Raw genomic sequence first — 16,258 nt, 5'->3', positions numbered from 1 at the left:
CCTATATAGAGTTTGTCCCAGCCTGATATTTAGTACGCTGTCCGCATTTCATAGCAGGACGGTGCATCGACTTTAAGAATCTAAAGAGAACCTGTCTGCATAAATTTGAGGCAGGCATCGGCTGCTTTATCGAAATCAACACCTCCGCTGATCTCAATCAGAGTAGTCTTTGACAGAATTTCTGCATAGGAGTCAATATCAGGATCAACTTCTTTGTCTTCTGAATCAGGACGGTAGAAAAGTCCTGTGCCTTTCATGAAGGCAGGCAGCAGGTCCTTGCGTTCGTGCGGATCAACAATTTCTATAGTTGTTTGCTTCTTATCCCTCTGCCAGTTGAGAATTACCAATCCGTTCATCGGTGCGCGCAGAATGAATTTGTTTTTACCATAGCATTCGTCAATCAGTGCATCGTACTTGTGTTCGAGTTCCCAGAGTTCAGCTTTAGGGAGATCCATAAATTTTGCTTTGTCTTCAGGAGCAATGATACAAGAAAGATCCGGGTTGTTGAGGGCAGTTCCGGGGTTTATGCGTGGCTGTTTAGCAACTCCGTATACAGTTATATTATCCTCATTTTCTTCAATCATTACACGATCATTACTTATAAAAGTTGTTCCGCGGCTCATTAGGTGGAGGGCAAGTGTAGATTTTCCCATTCCTGAGAATCCTGCAATGGCTATTGCCCGTCCACTGTCAATAACGGCAGAAGCATGTCCAAGGAAATTGCCTTGGTTAAGTTTATACTCAATGAAGCGGTTATTAATAAAGTTGATAACCTGATTAGAGTTTTTAATGCATGGTCCAAGGGCAATATTTTCATCTTCACCGAATGCGAAGATCATTCCTGTCAAACGTTTATAAACAATGCGACCGTCTGAAAGGTCGGCAAATTCTTCTTTAATTTTGGTCTTACCTGGATCTGGCTGCTTTACATTATATTTAAGGCCGAGGTCCAAAGCAGGACACTCGTGTGCCGTTATCAGGATGTCTCCTTTGTCAGCATTTACAATAAATTCTTTGAAATAATTTTTAAGGTCGGAAAGCAATTCCTGATTGTTAACTTTTGTTTCAACAATACAACCTCCGAAATCAATAAAAATTGAGTAGATAGCTGGAAGTGTGTTGCGGTATTTTCTTACAACTTCTGCTCGTGTAATCTTACTCTGGTTCATTATGCTCCAACCTTTTTAGCTACGTAGTCTACGTATCGGGATGCGGCGTCGATACCTCTGGCTTCAAGCAGACCTCTGAATCCGCCGAAAGCTGATACTTCAAATATAAAGGGGCCATCTTTTGTTATAGCAACGTCGACACAGGTAAAATCAAGATTGAAAATAGCCTGAGCTTTTTGTGCGAGATCAATTATTTCCTGGGGAGGATCAATGGGGGCATATTTCCCGCCATTTACTGTGGTTGTATTCCACGAATCTGTTGTCTTGCAGCGCGCATACGTCGTCAGATACTCACCGCCGAGAAAAACAATTCCCAGATCACTATTATTGAGATCAATGGTTTTCTGAATATACATTGTTGAGTATAGCTTGTGATACTCTTCTACTGTTCCCCGTGCCGTTGGGCCTGGTTTAAGGACAAACATTCCGCGTGCCTTTGTACTGTATAAAGGCTTGAAGACTGCTTCACCGTATTCTTCTACTGCGGCTAAAGCATGATCAACATCTTCCGTTATTGTGGTGGGCGGCATAGGGATATTTCCTAGCTGCAGGGAAATGGTGCAGGTCAGTCTGTCCAGAACTCTGAGTATGGAGTAGGGCGATGAGAAGATTTTAACTCCACGCCCTTCAAGCATTCGCAGCATTTCAAGACGGTCCAGCAGGTCCGGGGAATATTGCCTGCCAATTTTCTTAATGATGAGTGCGTCAAAAGTTGAAAGATCGTGTCCCTCAACAATTGCTTTACCTGATGGCAGGTCAAGTCTTACATCCTGCATTTCGAAAATCATTTTTTTCTGACCAGTTTTTCTGGCAACAGCTTCAGCAAGCTGCTCCGACGACCAAGCCTCTTTGAGTCCTATTACACCTATTTTCATAGCTAATCCCTTGTCTCTGCTAAAAAATTAATAGTGGAGAATGTCTTCAGGCAGAATAAAATCCTTCCATTTACCGTTGAAACGGCTGACTTTTTCAAGCAGAAACATTGAGCGATTGAACATTTCTTTTGAAAAAGCGTAATTGAATTCAAAGCGAGTGGATGTATAAAAAGAGCGGGCCAGTGCCAATGCAAGGCGAGCCTGCCATGTGTTATCATTTTGTTCTTGTGCAAACTCTTCAGCAAAACAATAGAACCGTGAGATTACGGAATTGATCTTATTTCTAATTGGTCGGTCAAATACAGGCATGCGAAAGCCTGAGACCAGAAAAACAGACACATCTTGAATGTAGTCGAAATCGCGCGAACGATAGAGGTCAATAAATCTGATTCGTTCGTCCGCATTGGTATATACAACGTTGTTACAGTTGAAATCACCATGGATAAAAACACTGAAAGGGGCGGGGATAGACTCTTCAATTGATATACATTCATTTATCAAAGTTTCAGAGGAGCATATTTCAGTGTTTCCAAGTTGTCTGGTGTTGCGGTTGAATTCAGGATGAACTTGCAACACTCCGTTCTGACGGGATCGAAGCTGCTCCATAAAAGTTGTCTGTAAGGGATTGTCTTTTTTGGTCGTTATCCAGATATGACGTAAAGTCTGCTCAAGAGTGAACAGAGCATTTTCAAGATCGGTGTCATCTGAGGTAAGGATCATTGTATCCAGAGTACATCCAGGCAGGAATTCCACCAGCATTGACCCCTTGTTTTCTTCAGGGGTTTCATGAAATCCGAAAACTTCAGGTACCATTCCCGGAAATTTATCATTCCAGATTTTAAGATTATTTTGCTCCTGCTTAATCTTATCAAGGCTTCCTTCTTTATATATACTACCCTGAGCTACAGGGGTGCCTTCATCCCCTTCATTTTCTTTGGCCTTAATGTGGCCTATACGGCAACCTGAACGTGATCCCCATATCCCTTGAAAATCAATATCTGAAAATGAACCGTCATAACCGGACACACTCAGTGTTTGCTGTAATGACTCAAACTGTTCAATTTTGATGCGTTCTCCAAGAATCGCAAAGATAATAGCTTCACCTACGTTGAGGAGAGAATCGCCAATTCGTTCAAGGTAGCGGAAAATAAATAGGATCGTGACAAGGTTTGGTATATTCTTGCCACTTCCCATTTCTGCCAGAACGTGGTTGAAGTTGTCTTTGTATAATGAATCGAGTCTGAACTCCGACTTACAGATTTTGAGAGCCAGAGGCATATCTTCACGAATGAAGGCTTCTTCAACAATCTCTGTTGTGGATTCAATTATGTCAAATGCCTCAGTGCACTCAAAACGTAAAATAAATGCTTTGTCTTCAAGGTAAGCCATCTGGTTGACAATATTTACGCAAAAATCACCGATACGTTCGAGGTTAACCGCTGAAACCTGAATAGCTCTGATTCTATTGAGCATGCTTTTATCCAGATCTTTGGAGCTGTTTATTCTGGAATAGCATTTATTTTCAATGACAGTTTTTAAATTGTCGATGTAATCGTCGCGAGAGGTTATTTTGCGAAAAAGGGAGCGAGATGGAGAATTTACAAATGCTCTGGTCGCTTTAATCTGAGTGAGAACCTCAATAATGAGGAATTTAAAATTTTCGTCAAGGCCTTCGAATGTGAACATAATTATGAATTAACGTTAATTGTTTTTGCAACAGGACTGGCATTTGCCTTAGACTCTTTCCAAGAAATCTTGATGGAAATCTTATTGTCTGTTTCTTTTTTCTTTGCTTTTACAGAAAAATTAAGAAGTCCTTTAGGAGTCAGTTCAATTTCATCACCATTTGTTGAAAGACTGATTTTTCCTGTATCAAATCCATCTACTAGAGATTTTAGAAACTGACGGATAGTTTCTGAATCCTGCAGGGATTCAAATACAAATTTTTGATCAATTGACATTAGTTATCTCCATGAATTCCGGTTGTTGTAAAATTTGAGTTACAGCCGGATGTGCTAGTTCTGAAAGGCTATTCAAACTTGTTGTTTATGTATAAGTGATAAGTTTCAGTTGTGTGAAGATTACATTAAGAATTGGGTGAATCTTAATTATCTTGCTAATCTGGATCTGTATTCAGTGATCACAGATTGTCTGTCTATCCCTGCAATTATAAGTTTCTTTCTTATATTAAGATTATCCCATGCCGGCTGGAGGCCTATCTCGCGGGCAGCTTTGACTGCATCCTGAGTCTCTAGAGATTTTGTCTTTTCACTCATATGGCAGTCGTCGCCCATAAAAATGAGCAGATCTCTGCTTCCTGATGGGCGGCTTGCGTTCTGTTCATTTACCACTGAGATAAGGAATTCAGTGTAGCGCTGGGATTGTGGATTCCACACTTCAATACCGTCAACATCGTATTTTGCCAGCAGGATGGGCCAGAATTCTTCAGGGTGCGGTATAACAACGCATCCACCCAGAGAGCGGGCTTCTTCGATTACTTCAGTTGCTCTGTAAAAGAACTTTAAGGAGAAATTAGCTTTGACCAGTTTTTTAACACCCTTAAGGTAGGCTTGAATACGATTGATCAAGTTGTCGCCATATTTTGGACGCATGGCGTCAAAGTAGTTTTTTATCAGTTTATTTTTAATAGATTCACGAGGAACATTGGACCATTCCTCATCAAGTATTGTCTGTAGTTTGGTCACGTAAACTCTGACCATTTCTACCAGATCTTCATCAGCTCCTGTTTCGCGGGAAGCTTTATCTATGCGGTCTTCTATGGGCTTGGTAATAGTGTCCATATATTCGAAAAGCTGGGATGACCGATATTTAAAAGTGTGTGCCAGCATTGACTTCAATACATGTGCCTCTTCAACTCTTTCATTTTCAAAATGCAGCAGCAATTGGACTTTCTGGTTGAACCCGCTGGCATAACAGTCAACTTCAACGCCAGTATAATCTCCATAGCTCATTAGGACGTTATGCTGAGTTGGGATCATCATTTTGTCCGATACATTCGGGAACATGGCATTTACCCTTTGTGTAATCAGACTAAGAGGAACAAACTCCGGGTGCCAGTGCAGGGCAAGGAGTTTTTCCTGGCGGGGATATATTTTTGAAGGAGTTGTAATTTGCTCAACTTGCCAGTCAGCCAGCTCTGTAGATATGACTTCATGGAATCTTGCACGGTCCTCATCAGTTATTTCAGGGGAAATTTTTACTGCCTGTGGGCAGCTGGCGGTCGTATTCATTGTGTTTTTAATCCTGTTTATTTGCGAAGTTGTTATGGTCGAAATTTTTCAATCATATTTTGAGTGGCAATGGGCCTTAATATTGTTCAGCTCATCGCATGCCTTATGCGCTGATTCAATATCTCCACTTTCAAAAGCATTCTTGAAAATGCCGCATGTTGCAATGTATTCGTCATAATATTCATCGCCATAACCTTTGCCTGTATAGCTGACCATAAGGCGAGAGTCAGCAATAAATTCTTCTACAGCTTCAGCTGGAGGCATCTCTCCACCGTGTAGAGCTTTAAATATAATTTTAAATGAAGATCGCATACGTTTTTTGAGGAGGCTGTATTTCGGTTTTTCCGCAACAGTTTTTCCGCTATTCTGACCTGATGTTTCTTGCTCGTTTGGTAGTAATGGTTCGTCTTTTGACGGCTTGGCTTTTATTTTTATTGAAGTTTGTCCATATTCATTGCGAATGTTGATTTTGAGCTTTTTAAAGTCCTCAATTCCGGCGAGATAAGCGATGTCATCAGATGCTCCATTTTCTAGAGCTGCAGCAATTTTGCGCAGAAAATCTGGGAGTTCATCCTGATTAATTGTTTTTTCAATTTTATTATCTTTGCCCATTGCAGGTCTCCTAATCATTATACATTTTTTAAGTATGCATTTATTTGGTTAATCCTTATAGGCTTATATGAAATGCATACCAGAACTGTTGCGGAATTGTTACAATCTTGCAACTGCTGAGAGTTCACTTCGCTATGAATATGTATTGTAAAGAAGTTTTAAAAATATAAAAATGATAGTTCTAAGAGATATGGTTTGGCCAGTAAATACTTGGAATTGAATCGTTAAGTTGCTGAAAAATATCTAGGTGCTTGTTTTATTTTTTTTGAAATAAAAAAGCCTGAAATGAGATTCATTTCAGGCTTAAAATTTAAATTTACGGAGAAACTTGTTTAACTCTCTGCAATAGCTAGTTCTTCAAGATTTTTTTCTGTTTCTTTTTCAATTGACGTCTTGATGCGTAGCGCTGTTGCTTTACATTTTTCCAATTCAGCTATTTGGTGTTTATCGGTGCATGACCTTATTTTGTTATCGTATATGTATACAACAGTAACCATCTGGTCTCCTTTTACCAGTTTGTCGGCGATAAATACGATTTCCTTTTCGGTTACAGGTGTCTTTCCTGAAAATTCAATATTATTATAAGATTCAACTATCCCAGCAATTAAGTTATAGCCCTGCTCACGCAAAAGCTTACCTCCGGCTGCAGCATGGTCAGGTTGTCCTTTGGCAATGTCATGGAGCATGGCTGCTGCTGTGATCAGTGCGATGTTTGGACCACGATCACGTAACCATTTAAGGTCTCTTCCGATCCTTCTGGCCACGTCGCAGACTATTTTAGAATGAATGATGATCTCTTCCTGCACATTATGTGATATCAGAAGGGCTTCGCATTGTTCTTTGGTGGGGATATCTTTTTTCATAGCCGTATCGCAACTCTTTGAATTCTTGGGGGGTGATAATTATTAATAGGGATAAATTCTTTTCCACATTTCTGGATATAAAAATGAAGATAATTCTCTACTTACAATGTGCATTGATCACGAGAACCTACCGGCACTATTTGAATGTCTGGTTTCTTCAAGTATTATACACCGATTATAAAAAAAGCGTTGAATCTTTCGATTCAACGCTTTTTTTATGAAAAGTGGCGTCCCCAAGGGGATTTGAACCCCTGTCGCCTGCGTGAAAGGCAGGTGTCCTGGGCCAGGCTAGACGATGGGGACGCATCAAAATATCTTTAATATGAAACCTGCTTCAGTGGCCTGAATCACTGTTGGCTAAGCCGGTTATTAGAAGATTTAAGCTGGTTACTTTAAATCTTAATTTTGCTGATGGCGTTCCCAAGGGGATTTGAACCCCTGTCGCCTGCGTGAAAGGCAGGTGTCCTAGGCCAGGCTAGACGATGGGAACGCATCATAAAAATACCCGTTTCGGTGACCTGAACCACCATAAGGAAGCGGGTAGAAATTTTGCTGGCTGGGACACAAGGACTCGAACCTTGATTAACGGAACCAGAACCCGTCGTCCTGCCAATTGAACGATGTCCCAGCAGCGAGAGAACCTTTTATGTGTATTTGATGTGGCTGTCAACAACAAATAATAGTTTTTTGATAAATTAGTGAATATTGTCTTTGAAAGCAGTGGATAGTCCAGACTCAGTAGGCTAAAATATTGTTTGCCTTAGATAGCTTGTAGTTAAGAAATGTCCGCTTGGCCTCTAATCTGATTGAGTTTATTATTTTTAGATATTATCATCATGAGTCCTAGATAATCTAGTATGCCTTTTATGCGTGGTAGATGGCAAAAAAACGAGGTATTTAAATTATGCAAAGCACAGCAGTTCCCTCTATTACTTTAAATGATCAGACTCTTTTGCCTATTCTGGGGTTTGGAACGTACAAGCTTAATGGGGTGGCTGGTGTCGCTTCCATAGTCAGTGCTATCCGGTCTGGTTACAGATTGATTGATTCAGCTTTTAAGTATGAAAATGAAGGTGCTGTGGGGGAAGCTGTCCGTCAATGTGGTGTATCCCGTGAACAGCTTTTTATTACATCCAAAATCCCCGGACTAAGACATAGTTACAATGAAGCGCTGTATTCAATTGAAGAATCTCTTTACCGGGCCGGGCTTGATTATTACGACCACTATCTTATTCACTGGCCTAATCCCAGTCAGGATCTTTATGTTGAAGCATGGCAGGCATTGATTGAGGCTCGTAAACGCGGTTTAGTTCGCAGTATCGGGGTTTGTAATTTCTTACCGGTCCATTTGCAGAAATTAATTGATGAAACAGGTGTATCCCCTTCGCTTAATCAAATTGAACTGCATCCATATTTTCCTCAGCAGGAGCAGCGGGAGTGGCATCAGAGGTATGGCATTGTAACCCAGTCGTGGAGTCCTCTCGGTAGGGCTAATGAAATTTTTGATGAACCTGCTATCAAGTCGGCCGCTCAAAAGCATGGTAAGACTATTGCACAGGTTATTCTGCGTTGGCATGTGCAGCTGGGAGCTGTTCCGCTTCCCAAATCAACCTCGGCAGAGCGGCAAATCGAGAATCTTTCAATCTTTGATTTTGAGCTTTCAGTAGAAGATATGGACTCAATCAGTGCTCTTGGTCGGCCTGATGGACGGCGTAAGGATCAAAATCCTGCCTATTATGAGGAATACTAGGGATAAATAGTCGGTATTGACCGGAGCTGCTGCTCCGGTCTTTTTTAATGTCAGATATTAGTTGTAGTCTAAAGCATTTAAAGAATCTTCATGCTTGTCAGCGGGTGCGTAGAAGTCTGAATATTTCAAGAGCTTCTGCCGGAGGACGGACTTCGATACGCTGGTATTGCCGCCCGTCTGCAGTTCTGGTGACCATGTTGTGGTCAACTAGCTGGCGACGCAGCAAAGCATGATCTTCAAAGAGGTGCTGCTGTTCAAGAAGTTCACTTATTTCGCATTCATTATAAGTTTTTTGAGCAGCTATTCTGGACCACATGACCCATAGACAAATAACCCGTTCACTGTATTTTTTAGGCCAGTGAGTTAAATATCCTTCTTCATCAAATAGACGGAGAATGCGTTTGATCAATTTATAGTTGATCTCAGCTTGTTGGGTAGCTGGCGTGTTGATTTCTTTAAGAGCTGTATGCTGCGCTTTAAAATGTTGAAAATTGCGATATCCGCTCGCTTTGACGAGTAGGTTCAGCATTTCAAGGTGGCTGGGCAGTTTTTCAATACCATCTAGTTGCTGACGCAGATTGCGAGCCAGTGAAGATACATCGCCAGTATAAAATGGAATGGATGATTTGGACATAAGTTATCCTCGCTATCGTGCCTACCATAACAAAGGATTGCCGGTGGTCGTCGACTTCCGACTCGGCACGTAAACAAGGTGACGGGTGGAATATAAAGAAGGCAGGTTTAGCTCCCGTTAAGGGCGACGACGCCTAGGTGAACTGCCGACCGAAAAGAATCCTAGCTAAGAAATATTAAATATGCAAACGCAAATTTTAGTTGTTATAACAGTCATATTTTATTAGTTATTTTAATTAAAATCACATTTAAAATTACTTAGCAGAGCTGATGCATCTACTTCTTCACCTCTGATGTAATTATATACATTTATATCATGGATGACTTGAAGCCATAGCGGTGGAGTTTGTGCCTGAAGTACAGGAGAGACACTGTAAATAGCAGGATGATCTACCCAGAAAACTGTTTTCAAAAAATCTTTTGGCTCGATCAGGCTGACAAAAGCGTTGGTCACATCAGCGAAATCATAAAATTTTTCCTGACAGTATTGGAGTCCCTTAGTGAAATTAATATAGAGAGTTTTGTCTGGGCCGAATTGCTGTGTGGTAAGGGTTGCAACTAAACGGTGCAGGCTGTCTACGTATTTGCATGAAAGGGCATCGTCATTGTCCAGTCGGGTAGTTAAAATCCAGTCTGCTTCGGGAGAATTTTCTTTTATATACGCCTTTGCTGTAGGCATAACCGTATCCCATTCATCACAAAGCAAGGCTACAAAGTTTGGATATTTAGAATATGCTTGTATTATTCTTTGATACGGAAGGGGAGTCCTCCGATCAAAAAGAACCAGCCATGTGAATTCCTGATTTGTCTGGGCTTGTAGAGTTGGAAAACAGAATTTCTGGAACAGGTCGAATCTCTGTGAGAGCCATGTGTCTTCTAAACGCTTCTCGAAAGGCATTGGCCAGATATTCACATTGAATCTGGTGATAATATAGTGTTTGAAATTCATAGTTCCCCCGAAAACTATGCTTTGAACTTAAATACTACCGATTCCCGATAATATTGTAATAGTGTCTCCCCATTGTGTATGTCCGGCTATCAGGCCATGGATTAATTAAGTTGGGGCAGGACATTGATTTACCTTAAAGCACAAGCTCAAAATCCATAAGGCAGGAATTATTAAAAACTAAGGCTTAATCCAACTCCTACTTCACGCCCTTTATCTCTGGCTGGAGTTCTCTGCTTGTTCTCCATTGTAAAATCTTCTTGTTCAGTTATTATTCCTGCGCTGACTCCATCTGATATCTTAACGTCATCATATGGTTTTGCATGCATATCAAACTCATTTTGAAGGCTAGATTTTTTTGAATCAGAATCCTGTTCAATTGCCAAATTTTTTCCAAGTTTTATTTCACCGGCTTGAGCTTGAACCGACGGTACTGATAGAAATATAAGTGTTGCTAGAATAACTATGTGTTTATGCATATGATCACCTCTTAACGTACTTTTATGAAAATATAGTGTATGTGTAATAACTATATCCGGTCTGTATCGACTGAATATATTATATTTTTGTAATTAATTTAATTTTTAATATTGTAATGGGTTCTGTATATTTTGTATGTGTATGGCTCGTGATCGCCAATAATCCCATTTTTTGATCTAGTCTTTAGAGTGAGTATTAAGACTATTTAAATATTCGTCAACCCTGTAGAACTGAGGTTATTGGGCAGGGGGTATTTGGGGTGTCGGAAAATTTCAGACTTGGGTGAACGTCAGAATTGTTGAGGACGTTGAAGTTGTATGGTTTTTAGATTACCTGCAACTTTCATAGATCAACTTAAATAATTTTCTCAGTTAATCTTTCGGAGATTCTTCTTTGCCTAAAAAAAGCGTTAATCGCGACGACTACCAGCATGTTTCTAACCCGTTTTCGGCAATGGCGAATGAATTTCCAAGCGGACATGTAATCGCTGAACACAGCCATTATCGGGCGCAGCTTCTTTTTGCAGAGCAAGGTATTATGGAAACATATGCTCGGCAAAGATGCTGGTTTATCCCTCCTCAACGTGCACTTTGGTTGCCTTCTTATGAACCTCATTCCATGCGCACTCACGGACGAGTCGCGTTGCGAACAATTTTTATTGATCCAGCTGCATGTCGAGATGATTCTCCAAATTCACCACAGGCTGTCCGCATTTCTCCTCTTTTACGTGAGCTTCTGGTCAGGTCTGCTCTAATTGCCATAGATTATGATAAAGAAGGGCGTGACGGACTCATAATGAATCTGATTAATGAAGAGATAGATTGGTCTGAACCTGATCTGTTCAGCTTAAGCTGGCCTATGGATGAGCGGCTTCTTCATGTGTGTCAGCATCTTAAAACATATCCTGATGATTGCCGTACGCTTGAAGAATGGGGAAGTGAAATTGGAGTTTCAAATAGAACTCTCTCAAGACTTTTTCGACTGGAAACCGGCATATCATTTAGCGAATGGCGACAGCAGTCCCGTATTCTGGCAGCACTGCCGATGTTGCTTTCCGGAATGTCTGTCCTTGAAGCTTCCTTGGCTGTTGGATATGAAACTCCAAGTGCGTTTTCCGCTATGTTTCGCCGTTTAATTGGCAAGGCTCCGCGCGAGTTTTTGCAGAGTTAAATAGTCCTGTCCGGTTTGGCGTATTCTTTTTCCTTTATCCGTTCGACACGACATAAGATTTTCCACTAGTTTGCTCTCCTCATGGTCCGAAAGAGTTCTAAGACTTCGGTGGGCCTTAGTTTTTAGCCTAGGAGAATCAAATGAAGGAAAAAGAAAAAGGTTGTGTACTGGCATTTTTGCTATGTCTTGTCGCAATCTGTCAAATGTCTATAGATATCTATCTGCCGTCAATTCCACGAATGATCAGTTTGTTTGCGGCTCCTGTTGAGCAAGTGCAGATGACCATGTCAATCTACTTATTGGGATTCGGAGCTTCACAAATTTTTTATGGTCCTTTTACTGATCGTTTCGGAAGGCTTCCTGTTTTACTGGTCGGGCTCCCATTCTTTTCTGTGGCAAGTGTGGCTATGATGTGGGCACCGTCCATATACTGGGTTCTTTTCTTGCGGTTTGTACAGGGAATCTCGGTTGGTGCTGCAAGTGTTTGTGCCAGAGCTATTCTGCGAGATGTATTTGAAGCAGACGAATTGCCTGTTGCATCTTCTTACATGTCGATGGGGTGGGCCCTTGTTCCCATTTTGGCTCCAACGCTTGGGGGGACAATTCAGATACATTTTGGTTGGTCCTATTCCTTTTTGCTGCTTGGTGTACTTGGAATTGGCCTTACCTGTTGGTTGATTATGGGGATAGGGGAAACAAATATGCATAAAACTTCAACGCTGTCAGTCAACGAAATTATGCAAAGTTATGCCAGCTTGTTCACAAAGGCTGAATTCAGAAATAATATGGTGTTGTTGTCATTTCTTTTTGGCATTTTCAGCATTGTAAATGTTGCTGGCCCTATAGTTTTTCAGCATCAGTATCATTTTTCAACAGTCGCATACGGCTTTACAATGCTTATAGTTGCGTTTGGGTATCTTGTAGGTTCTTTTCTTAATACCAGGTTGTTAATCTATTTACGTTCTGTACATATTATTGGGGTTGGTACCATAATTATTTTTGTAACTTGCTTGATTGATTTGGTTATTGAGTTTTTCGGGTTTGGGTCGGCATATACTCTTATCTGCGTACTGTTCAGTATTTATCTTTCGCTAGGCCTAGTCTTTGCGAATGCGCTTTCAGCAAGCCTGGGGCCTTTTCCTGATCTCGCAGGTATAGCGAGTTCCATGTACGGATTTCTTCTTTTTTGTTCCGGTTCGTTGATAAGCTATGGCTATGCAGCTTTTCTTGAATCAAACAGCACCTCCCTTGCGTGTGCTGTCTCAGTGCTTGGATTTTTAATGTTTGCTTGCCATATCGTTTTTAGTAGGGAGTATTGTGCTAAATATTCTATAGATTGCTAGTGGGAGAATTGGTTTTGGCTTCTTTTTGCATAAATGCAAGATAGTTAGAGGTCATCTTCCTCTCGCATGGGCTTTTAGCTCTGTCATGTTTGTAGCCAGTCTCGTTTGAGGCTGGCTTTTTTAATTGGTTACGAATCTAACTTGGCTTGATGTTAAGGAGAGTGTATGCGTTTGAGAAAGTGAATAAATGTTACATTGGTTATAATTTCTTGAATATTCACTATAGACGCAGCTAAAGAAATCATTTGTGATGGAACATCACCCTGTGATTTGATTATGGCTCGCTCATTTTGAAGAGCGGTTCAGGGTCTACAGAAATTCCTTGCACGAAAACACTTAAATGCAGATGTGCTCCGGTAGCTCTGCCTGTAGCACCGGAAAGTCCAATTTTATCTCCTTTTCTTACCGTATCACCCTCTTTGACGAAGACCTTAGACATGTGCACATAAGCTGAAGTAACACCGTTTCCGTGATCAATATGCACACAATTCCCCGCATAATAGAAGTTCCCGACCAAAGAGACCTTACCTGCGGCTATGGATTTGATAGGTGTTCCGAGATATGCCCTAAAATCCAAGCCTTTGTGGCGTCTTTTTGATTTACCGTTAAATATTCTGTGCAATCCAAACCGGCTAAGCATTTTACCTTTTACTGGTAAGGAGAAAGGTAATTGCCATAAACGGTTAGGAGAAAATGTTCTGATTTTTTTGAGTGCTAATTCACGCTCGGCTTTAGTGCGTTTCAGAATATTTGGGGGAGGGGTAATCATTTTTGGTGCAACAGTCAGAGATTCCTGCTGGTATTCGTGGTGAACAACCTGAATTGTTTTGTGTAAACGATGTATTTTGCCATGACTATCTGCTTGAACCACAAGAGGGAGGCCCGCTGGGGTGGTTCGCAAGTTCGTTCCTAGTATGACAAGGGCACAGGACATGGCCTTTTTTGTGGAAATAGAAGGAGTGATTGTTTTGTTATTCCAGAATATTTTTAAATTATTCAATTTTTCCGGTGAAGATATTTTGATCAAAAAAGGTTGTCCTACCCCTACAGATTTTGGAGCTTTTATCGAGATTACGTCTTCAGTATTTGCATGACTAAGGACTGGGAAAATGAGTATGAGCAATAAGATTAGAGTATAGCGTCGCGAGATTGTAAATGTATGCATAGTGTTACCTAAGTGGAAAAGAAGCAGCAAGTTACCAATTCTTTTATTTCACTATAATTTAAAATTAGTATTTTGGTTTTTATCTGATATTATTAATAATATCTTTTGGGGAGGTATAAATAATGAGTTAGTAGATGTCAATTTATAGCTATTTCATTTCTATCGGTTTGAGAAGCTGTGAGGGAATTAAATTTGTGGGAGAAAAGAGGAGACAGCTCTCATTGCTGAGAATTATTAAGGGCGCAATGGGATCAGCAAGTTATGAGGGAATTTGTTTTTGAGTTCAATCTCCCAAAAGAAAAGGATACCAATCTAATAGATTGATATCCTTATCTGAAAAGTGGCGGAGCCGAAGGGACTCGAACCCTCGGCCTCCGGCGTGACAGGCCGGCGTTATAACCAACTTAACTACGGCTCCGCAATATATTTAAGCGTGTTAAGTGACGCATAAATGCGTTGTGTGAAGAAGCTTTTATGTATTCTTAAATTTTTCTTCAATTATAATGTTTAAAAATATTAATAACAGCGTGTGGTCGTGTTCTAAATAAGCTGGAAACTTCTACATCTAAGCTGTTTTTATATAAAATTCAATTTGTTATAAAAAACAAAAAAGCCGCAACAATTGTTGCGGCTTTCTTATTATCGAGTGGTGCCGAAGAGAAGACTCGAACTTCCACGGGGGAACCCCCACTAGACCCTGAACCTAGCGTGTCTACCAATTCCACCACTTCGGCACTCGGTAGAGAGGTGTTTATGTGTTTCATGAATGTTTGGCAAGAACTTTTTTAATTAAATTGTATATAAATTAACTCTTTTGTAACTCAAGGGTGAGAAAATAGTTGGCTGAAGCTTGTAATTTATGAAAAAAAAGTGTCGATGTGTGGATAATTTGTTTCTAATTGTGAATAGGATATTCTCCTGTTATATAAAATAAAACGGCGTAAATTCAGGGGGAAATATATGGACCCGTCATCTTTGATACCGGAAGCTATCGGTATTTCAGTGCAGCCTATCTGGCTGATTGTGCTTTCAATTATCACCTTTTCCGTACATCTGCTGCTCATGAATGCAGTCTTTGGCGGGACAGCAATTGTGTTTTTTCATTCTATATCGGGTGGGACTGAAATATCGCGCAGTGTCTCAAAAAAACTTCCTACTGTGCTGGCTCTGGCAATTAATGCCGGAGTTCCGCCGCTTCTTTTTCTACAGGCAGTCTATGGTCAGTTCAGCTATGTTTCTTCAATTCTTATGGCTGTTTTCTGGCTGGCTGTGATAGGCGTTTTAATTACAGGATATTACGGGTTATACTTCCACAACTACCGTTATAATAAACTAAGTAGCTCTGCACGTAAATTTTTGATGCTGGCTGTACTATGTATGATCTCATATATCGGTTTTATGCTTTCCAATAAAATGACTCTTATGTTGCGCCCTGATGTCTGGCCTGAATATTTTTCAGATCAGGCCGGTTTTATACTTAACTTGGGGGACCCTGTCCTCATCCCTCGATTTTTTCATTTTGTAGTTTCTGCACTTGCTGTGGGGGGACTTTTTGTGGCTCTGATCGGTAGAAGCAGAGGAGATCAGGATTTTATTGATAGTGGAATGAAATGGTTTTCCCGCTCAACGCTGGTGAATATTCTAATGGGTATCTGGTTTTTCATGGCACTTCCCCGTGATGTAATGCTTATTTTTATGGGTCAAAATATGCTTGCGACGATATTGCTCGTCGCAGGATTTGTCTTAACATTTGGAATGCTTCATGCCGGATTTACTAAAAATGTTGTTCTCGCGACCGCTGCAACAGTTTTAATTGTTCCTGTCATGGCAACCATGCGGCATCTTGTACGCCAGGAATACCTTGCCCCATACTTTACATTGAATACTGCTCCTGTTTCAGAGCAGTTGCAGCCACTGGTTTTGTTTATAGTGTCTATTATTCTCGGCGGATTGGGCATTGCTTATATGTTAAAACTCATGCTTAAGGCTGAAAGGAGTTAA

The 16,258-nt window shown here is 40.7% G+C and carries 15 protein-coding genes and 5 tRNA genes; 4 read left to right on the top strand and 16 right to left on the bottom strand.

Going from position 1 to position 16,258, the window contains the following annotated elements; genetic code table 11:
- Positions 1 to 80 precede the first annotated feature (80 nt).
- The 10 genes from H589_RS0105555 to H589_RS0105510 all read right to left on the bottom strand — a co-directional run bounded on the left by H589_RS0105555 (position 81) and on the right by H589_RS0105510 (position 7,398).
- On the bottom strand, positions 81 to 1,169 hold the full coding sequence (locus H589_RS0105555; RefSeq protein ID WP_027721120.1) for an HprK-related kinase B: 1,089 nt from the start codon (positions 1,167 to 1,169) through the stop codon (positions 81 to 83).
- Positions 1,169 to 2,044, bottom strand: coding sequence for a GAK system ATP-grasp enzyme (locus H589_RS0105550; protein WP_027721119.1), 876 nt, complete (start codon positions 2,042 to 2,044; stop codon positions 1,169 to 1,171). The genes H589_RS0105555 and H589_RS0105550 overlap by 1 nt, the downstream gene beginning before the upstream one ends.
- Positions 2,045 to 2,071: 27 nt before the next feature.
- Positions 2,072 to 3,730 carry a PhoU domain-containing protein gene (locus tag H589_RS0105545; protein WP_027721118.1) on the bottom strand — a complete coding sequence of 553 codons (1,659 nt, stop codon included), beginning with the start codon at positions 3,728 to 3,730 and terminating at the stop codon, positions 2,072 to 2,074.
- A 2-nt stretch (positions 3,731 to 3,732) separates the two neighbouring features.
- On the bottom strand, positions 3,733 to 4,005 hold the full coding sequence (locus tag H589_RS0105540) for an amphi-Trp domain-containing protein (RefSeq protein ID WP_027721117.1): 273 nt from the start codon (positions 4,003 to 4,005) through the stop codon (positions 3,733 to 3,735).
- A gap of 147 nt (positions 4,006 to 4,152) precedes the next feature.
- A complete protein-coding gene (locus H589_RS0105535; protein ID WP_035075130.1) occupies positions 4,153 to 5,295 on the bottom strand; it encodes a PHP domain-containing protein in 1,143 nt (380 codons plus the stop codon).
- A gap of 48 nt (positions 5,296 to 5,343) precedes the next feature.
- Positions 5,344 to 5,907: a GAK system XXXCH domain-containing protein gene (locus tag H589_RS0105530; protein ID WP_027721115.1), complete on the bottom strand. Its 564-nt coding sequence runs from the start codon at positions 5,905 to 5,907 to the stop codon at positions 5,344 to 5,346.
- A gap of 332 nt (positions 5,908 to 6,239) precedes the next feature.
- Positions 6,240 to 6,770: an HD domain-containing protein gene (locus H589_RS19185; RefSeq protein WP_027721114.1), complete on the bottom strand. Its 531-nt coding sequence runs from the start codon at positions 6,768 to 6,770 to the stop codon at positions 6,240 to 6,242.
- A gap of 225 nt (positions 6,771 to 6,995) precedes the next feature.
- A tRNA-Glu gene (locus tag H589_RS0105520) sits at positions 6,996 to 7,073 on the bottom strand.
- 109 nt (positions 7,074 to 7,182) lie between these two features.
- A tRNA-Glu gene (locus H589_RS0105515) sits at positions 7,183 to 7,260 on the bottom strand.
- Between the two features lie 63 nt (positions 7,261 to 7,323).
- Positions 7,324 to 7,398 (bottom strand) — tRNA-Gln (locus H589_RS0105510).
- Between the two features lie 276 nt (positions 7,399 to 7,674).
- On the opposite strand from H589_RS0105510, the gene H589_RS0105505 reads away from it, so the two are divergent.
- Positions 7,675 to 8,520 (top strand): aldo/keto reductase, encoded by an 846-nt coding sequence (locus H589_RS0105505; RefSeq protein WP_027721113.1) that lies wholly within the window; start codon positions 7,675 to 7,677, stop codon positions 8,518 to 8,520.
- Between the two features lie 97 nt (positions 8,521 to 8,617).
- Here the strand turns inward: H589_RS0105505 and H589_RS0105500 are convergent, their stop codons facing one another.
- From H589_RS0105500 to H589_RS0105490, 3 genes are all read right to left on the bottom strand, one after another.
- Complete coding sequence (locus H589_RS0105500; RefSeq protein ID WP_027721112.1) at positions 8,618 to 9,154, bottom strand: DUF2087 domain-containing protein; 537 nt, start codon at positions 9,152 to 9,154, stop codon at positions 8,618 to 8,620.
- A gap of 231 nt (positions 9,155 to 9,385) precedes the next feature.
- Complete coding sequence (locus H589_RS0105495) at positions 9,386 to 10,102, bottom strand: glycosyltransferase (RefSeq protein WP_027721111.1); 717 nt, start codon at positions 10,100 to 10,102, stop codon at positions 9,386 to 9,388.
- A 170-nt stretch (positions 10,103 to 10,272) separates the two neighbouring features.
- On the bottom strand, positions 10,273 to 10,578 hold the full coding sequence (locus H589_RS0105490; RefSeq protein WP_027721110.1) for a hypothetical protein: 306 nt from the start codon (positions 10,576 to 10,578) through the stop codon (positions 10,273 to 10,275).
- A 394-nt stretch (positions 10,579 to 10,972) separates the two neighbouring features.
- On the opposite strand from H589_RS0105490, the gene H589_RS0105485 reads away from it, so the two are divergent.
- Positions 10,973 to 11,749, top strand: a complete 777-nt coding sequence (locus H589_RS0105485) for an AraC family transcriptional regulator (protein WP_027721109.1) — start codon at positions 10,973 to 10,975, stop codon at positions 11,747 to 11,749.
- Positions 11,750 to 11,889: 140 nt separating this feature from the next.
- A complete protein-coding gene (locus H589_RS0105480) occupies positions 11,890 to 13,092 on the top strand; it encodes a multidrug effflux MFS transporter (protein ID WP_027721108.1) in 1,203 nt (400 codons plus the stop codon).
- Between the two features lie 274 nt (positions 13,093 to 13,366).
- Here the strand turns inward: H589_RS0105480 and H589_RS0105475 are convergent, their stop codons facing one another.
- The 3 genes from H589_RS0105475 to H589_RS0105465 form a co-directional block, all read right to left on the bottom strand.
- The gene (locus tag H589_RS0105475) at positions 13,367 to 14,257 is read right to left on the bottom strand and encodes a M23 family metallopeptidase (RefSeq protein ID WP_027721107.1); all 891 of its coding nucleotides are present in this window, start codon (positions 14,255 to 14,257) and stop codon (positions 13,367 to 13,369) included.
- Between the two features lie 341 nt (positions 14,258 to 14,598).
- Positions 14,599 to 14,675: transfer RNA gene (locus H589_RS0105470), tRNA-Asp, on the bottom strand.
- Between the two features lie 229 nt (positions 14,676 to 14,904).
- Positions 14,905 to 14,991, bottom strand: a tRNA-Leu gene (locus tag H589_RS0105465).
- Positions 14,992 to 15,217: 226 nt separating this feature from the next.
- On the opposite strand from H589_RS0105465, the gene H589_RS0105460 reads away from it, so the two are divergent.
- The gene (locus H589_RS0105460) at positions 15,218 to 16,258 is read left to right on the top strand and encodes a hypothetical protein (protein WP_027721106.1); all 1,041 of its coding nucleotides are present in this window, start codon (positions 15,218 to 15,220) and stop codon (positions 16,256 to 16,258) included.

The organism is Maridesulfovibrio zosterae DSM 11974 (assembly GCF_000425265.1).
GTDB lineage: Bacteria > Desulfobacterota > Desulfovibrionia > Desulfovibrionales > Desulfovibrionaceae > Maridesulfovibrio > Maridesulfovibrio zosterae.
This window is presented reverse-complemented; position numbering and strand designations above follow the sequence as displayed.

Excerpts from the sequence above, each read along its gene's own strand:
- H589_RS0105535 (WP_035075130.1), bottom strand. The coding sequence starts at position 5,295 with ATGAATACGACCGCCAGCTGCCCACAGGCAGTAAAAATTTCCCCTGAA.
- H589_RS0105550 (WP_027721119.1), bottom strand. The coding sequence starts at position 2,044 with ATGAAAATAGGTGTAATAGGACTCAAAGAGGCTTGGTCGTCGGAGCAG.
- H589_RS0105505 (WP_027721113.1), top strand. The coding sequence starts at position 7,675 with ATGCAAAGCACAGCAGTTCCCTCTATTACTTTAAATGATCAGACTCTT.
- H589_RS0105500 (WP_027721112.1), bottom strand. The coding sequence starts at position 9,154 with ATGTCCAAATCATCCATTCCATTTTATACTGGCGATGTATCTTCACTG.
- H589_RS0105475 (WP_027721107.1), bottom strand. The coding sequence starts at position 14,257 with ATGCATACATTTACAATCTCGCGACGCTATACTCTAATCTTATTGCTC.
- H589_RS0105480 (WP_027721108.1), top strand. The coding sequence starts at position 11,890 with ATGAAGGAAAAAGAAAAAGGTTGTGTACTGGCATTTTTGCTATGTCTT.
- H589_RS0105545 (WP_027721118.1), bottom strand. The coding sequence starts at position 3,730 with ATGTTCACATTCGAAGGCCTTGACGAAAATTTTAAATTCCTCATTATT.
- H589_RS0105540 (WP_027721117.1), bottom strand. The coding sequence starts at position 4,005 with ATGTCAATTGATCAAAAATTTGTATTTGAATCCCTGCAGGATTCAGAA.
- H589_RS19185 (WP_027721114.1), bottom strand. The coding sequence starts at position 6,770 with ATGAAAAAAGATATCCCCACCAAAGAACAATGCGAAGCCCTTCTGATA.
- H589_RS0105530 (WP_027721115.1), bottom strand. The coding sequence starts at position 5,907 with ATGGGCAAAGATAATAAAATTGAAAAAACAATTAATCAGGATGAACTC.
- H589_RS0105495 (WP_027721111.1), bottom strand. The coding sequence starts at position 10,102 with ATGAATTTCAAACACTATATTATCACCAGATTCAATGTGAATATCTGG.
- H589_RS0105490 (WP_027721110.1), bottom strand. The coding sequence starts at position 10,578 with ATGCATAAACACATAGTTATTCTAGCAACACTTATATTTCTATCAGTA.
- H589_RS0105460 (WP_027721106.1), top strand. The coding sequence starts at position 15,218 with ATGGACCCGTCATCTTTGATACCGGAAGCTATCGGTATTTCAGTGCAG.
- H589_RS0105555 (WP_027721120.1), bottom strand. The coding sequence starts at position 1,169 with ATGAACCAGAGTAAGATTACACGAGCAGAAGTTGTAAGAAAATACCGC.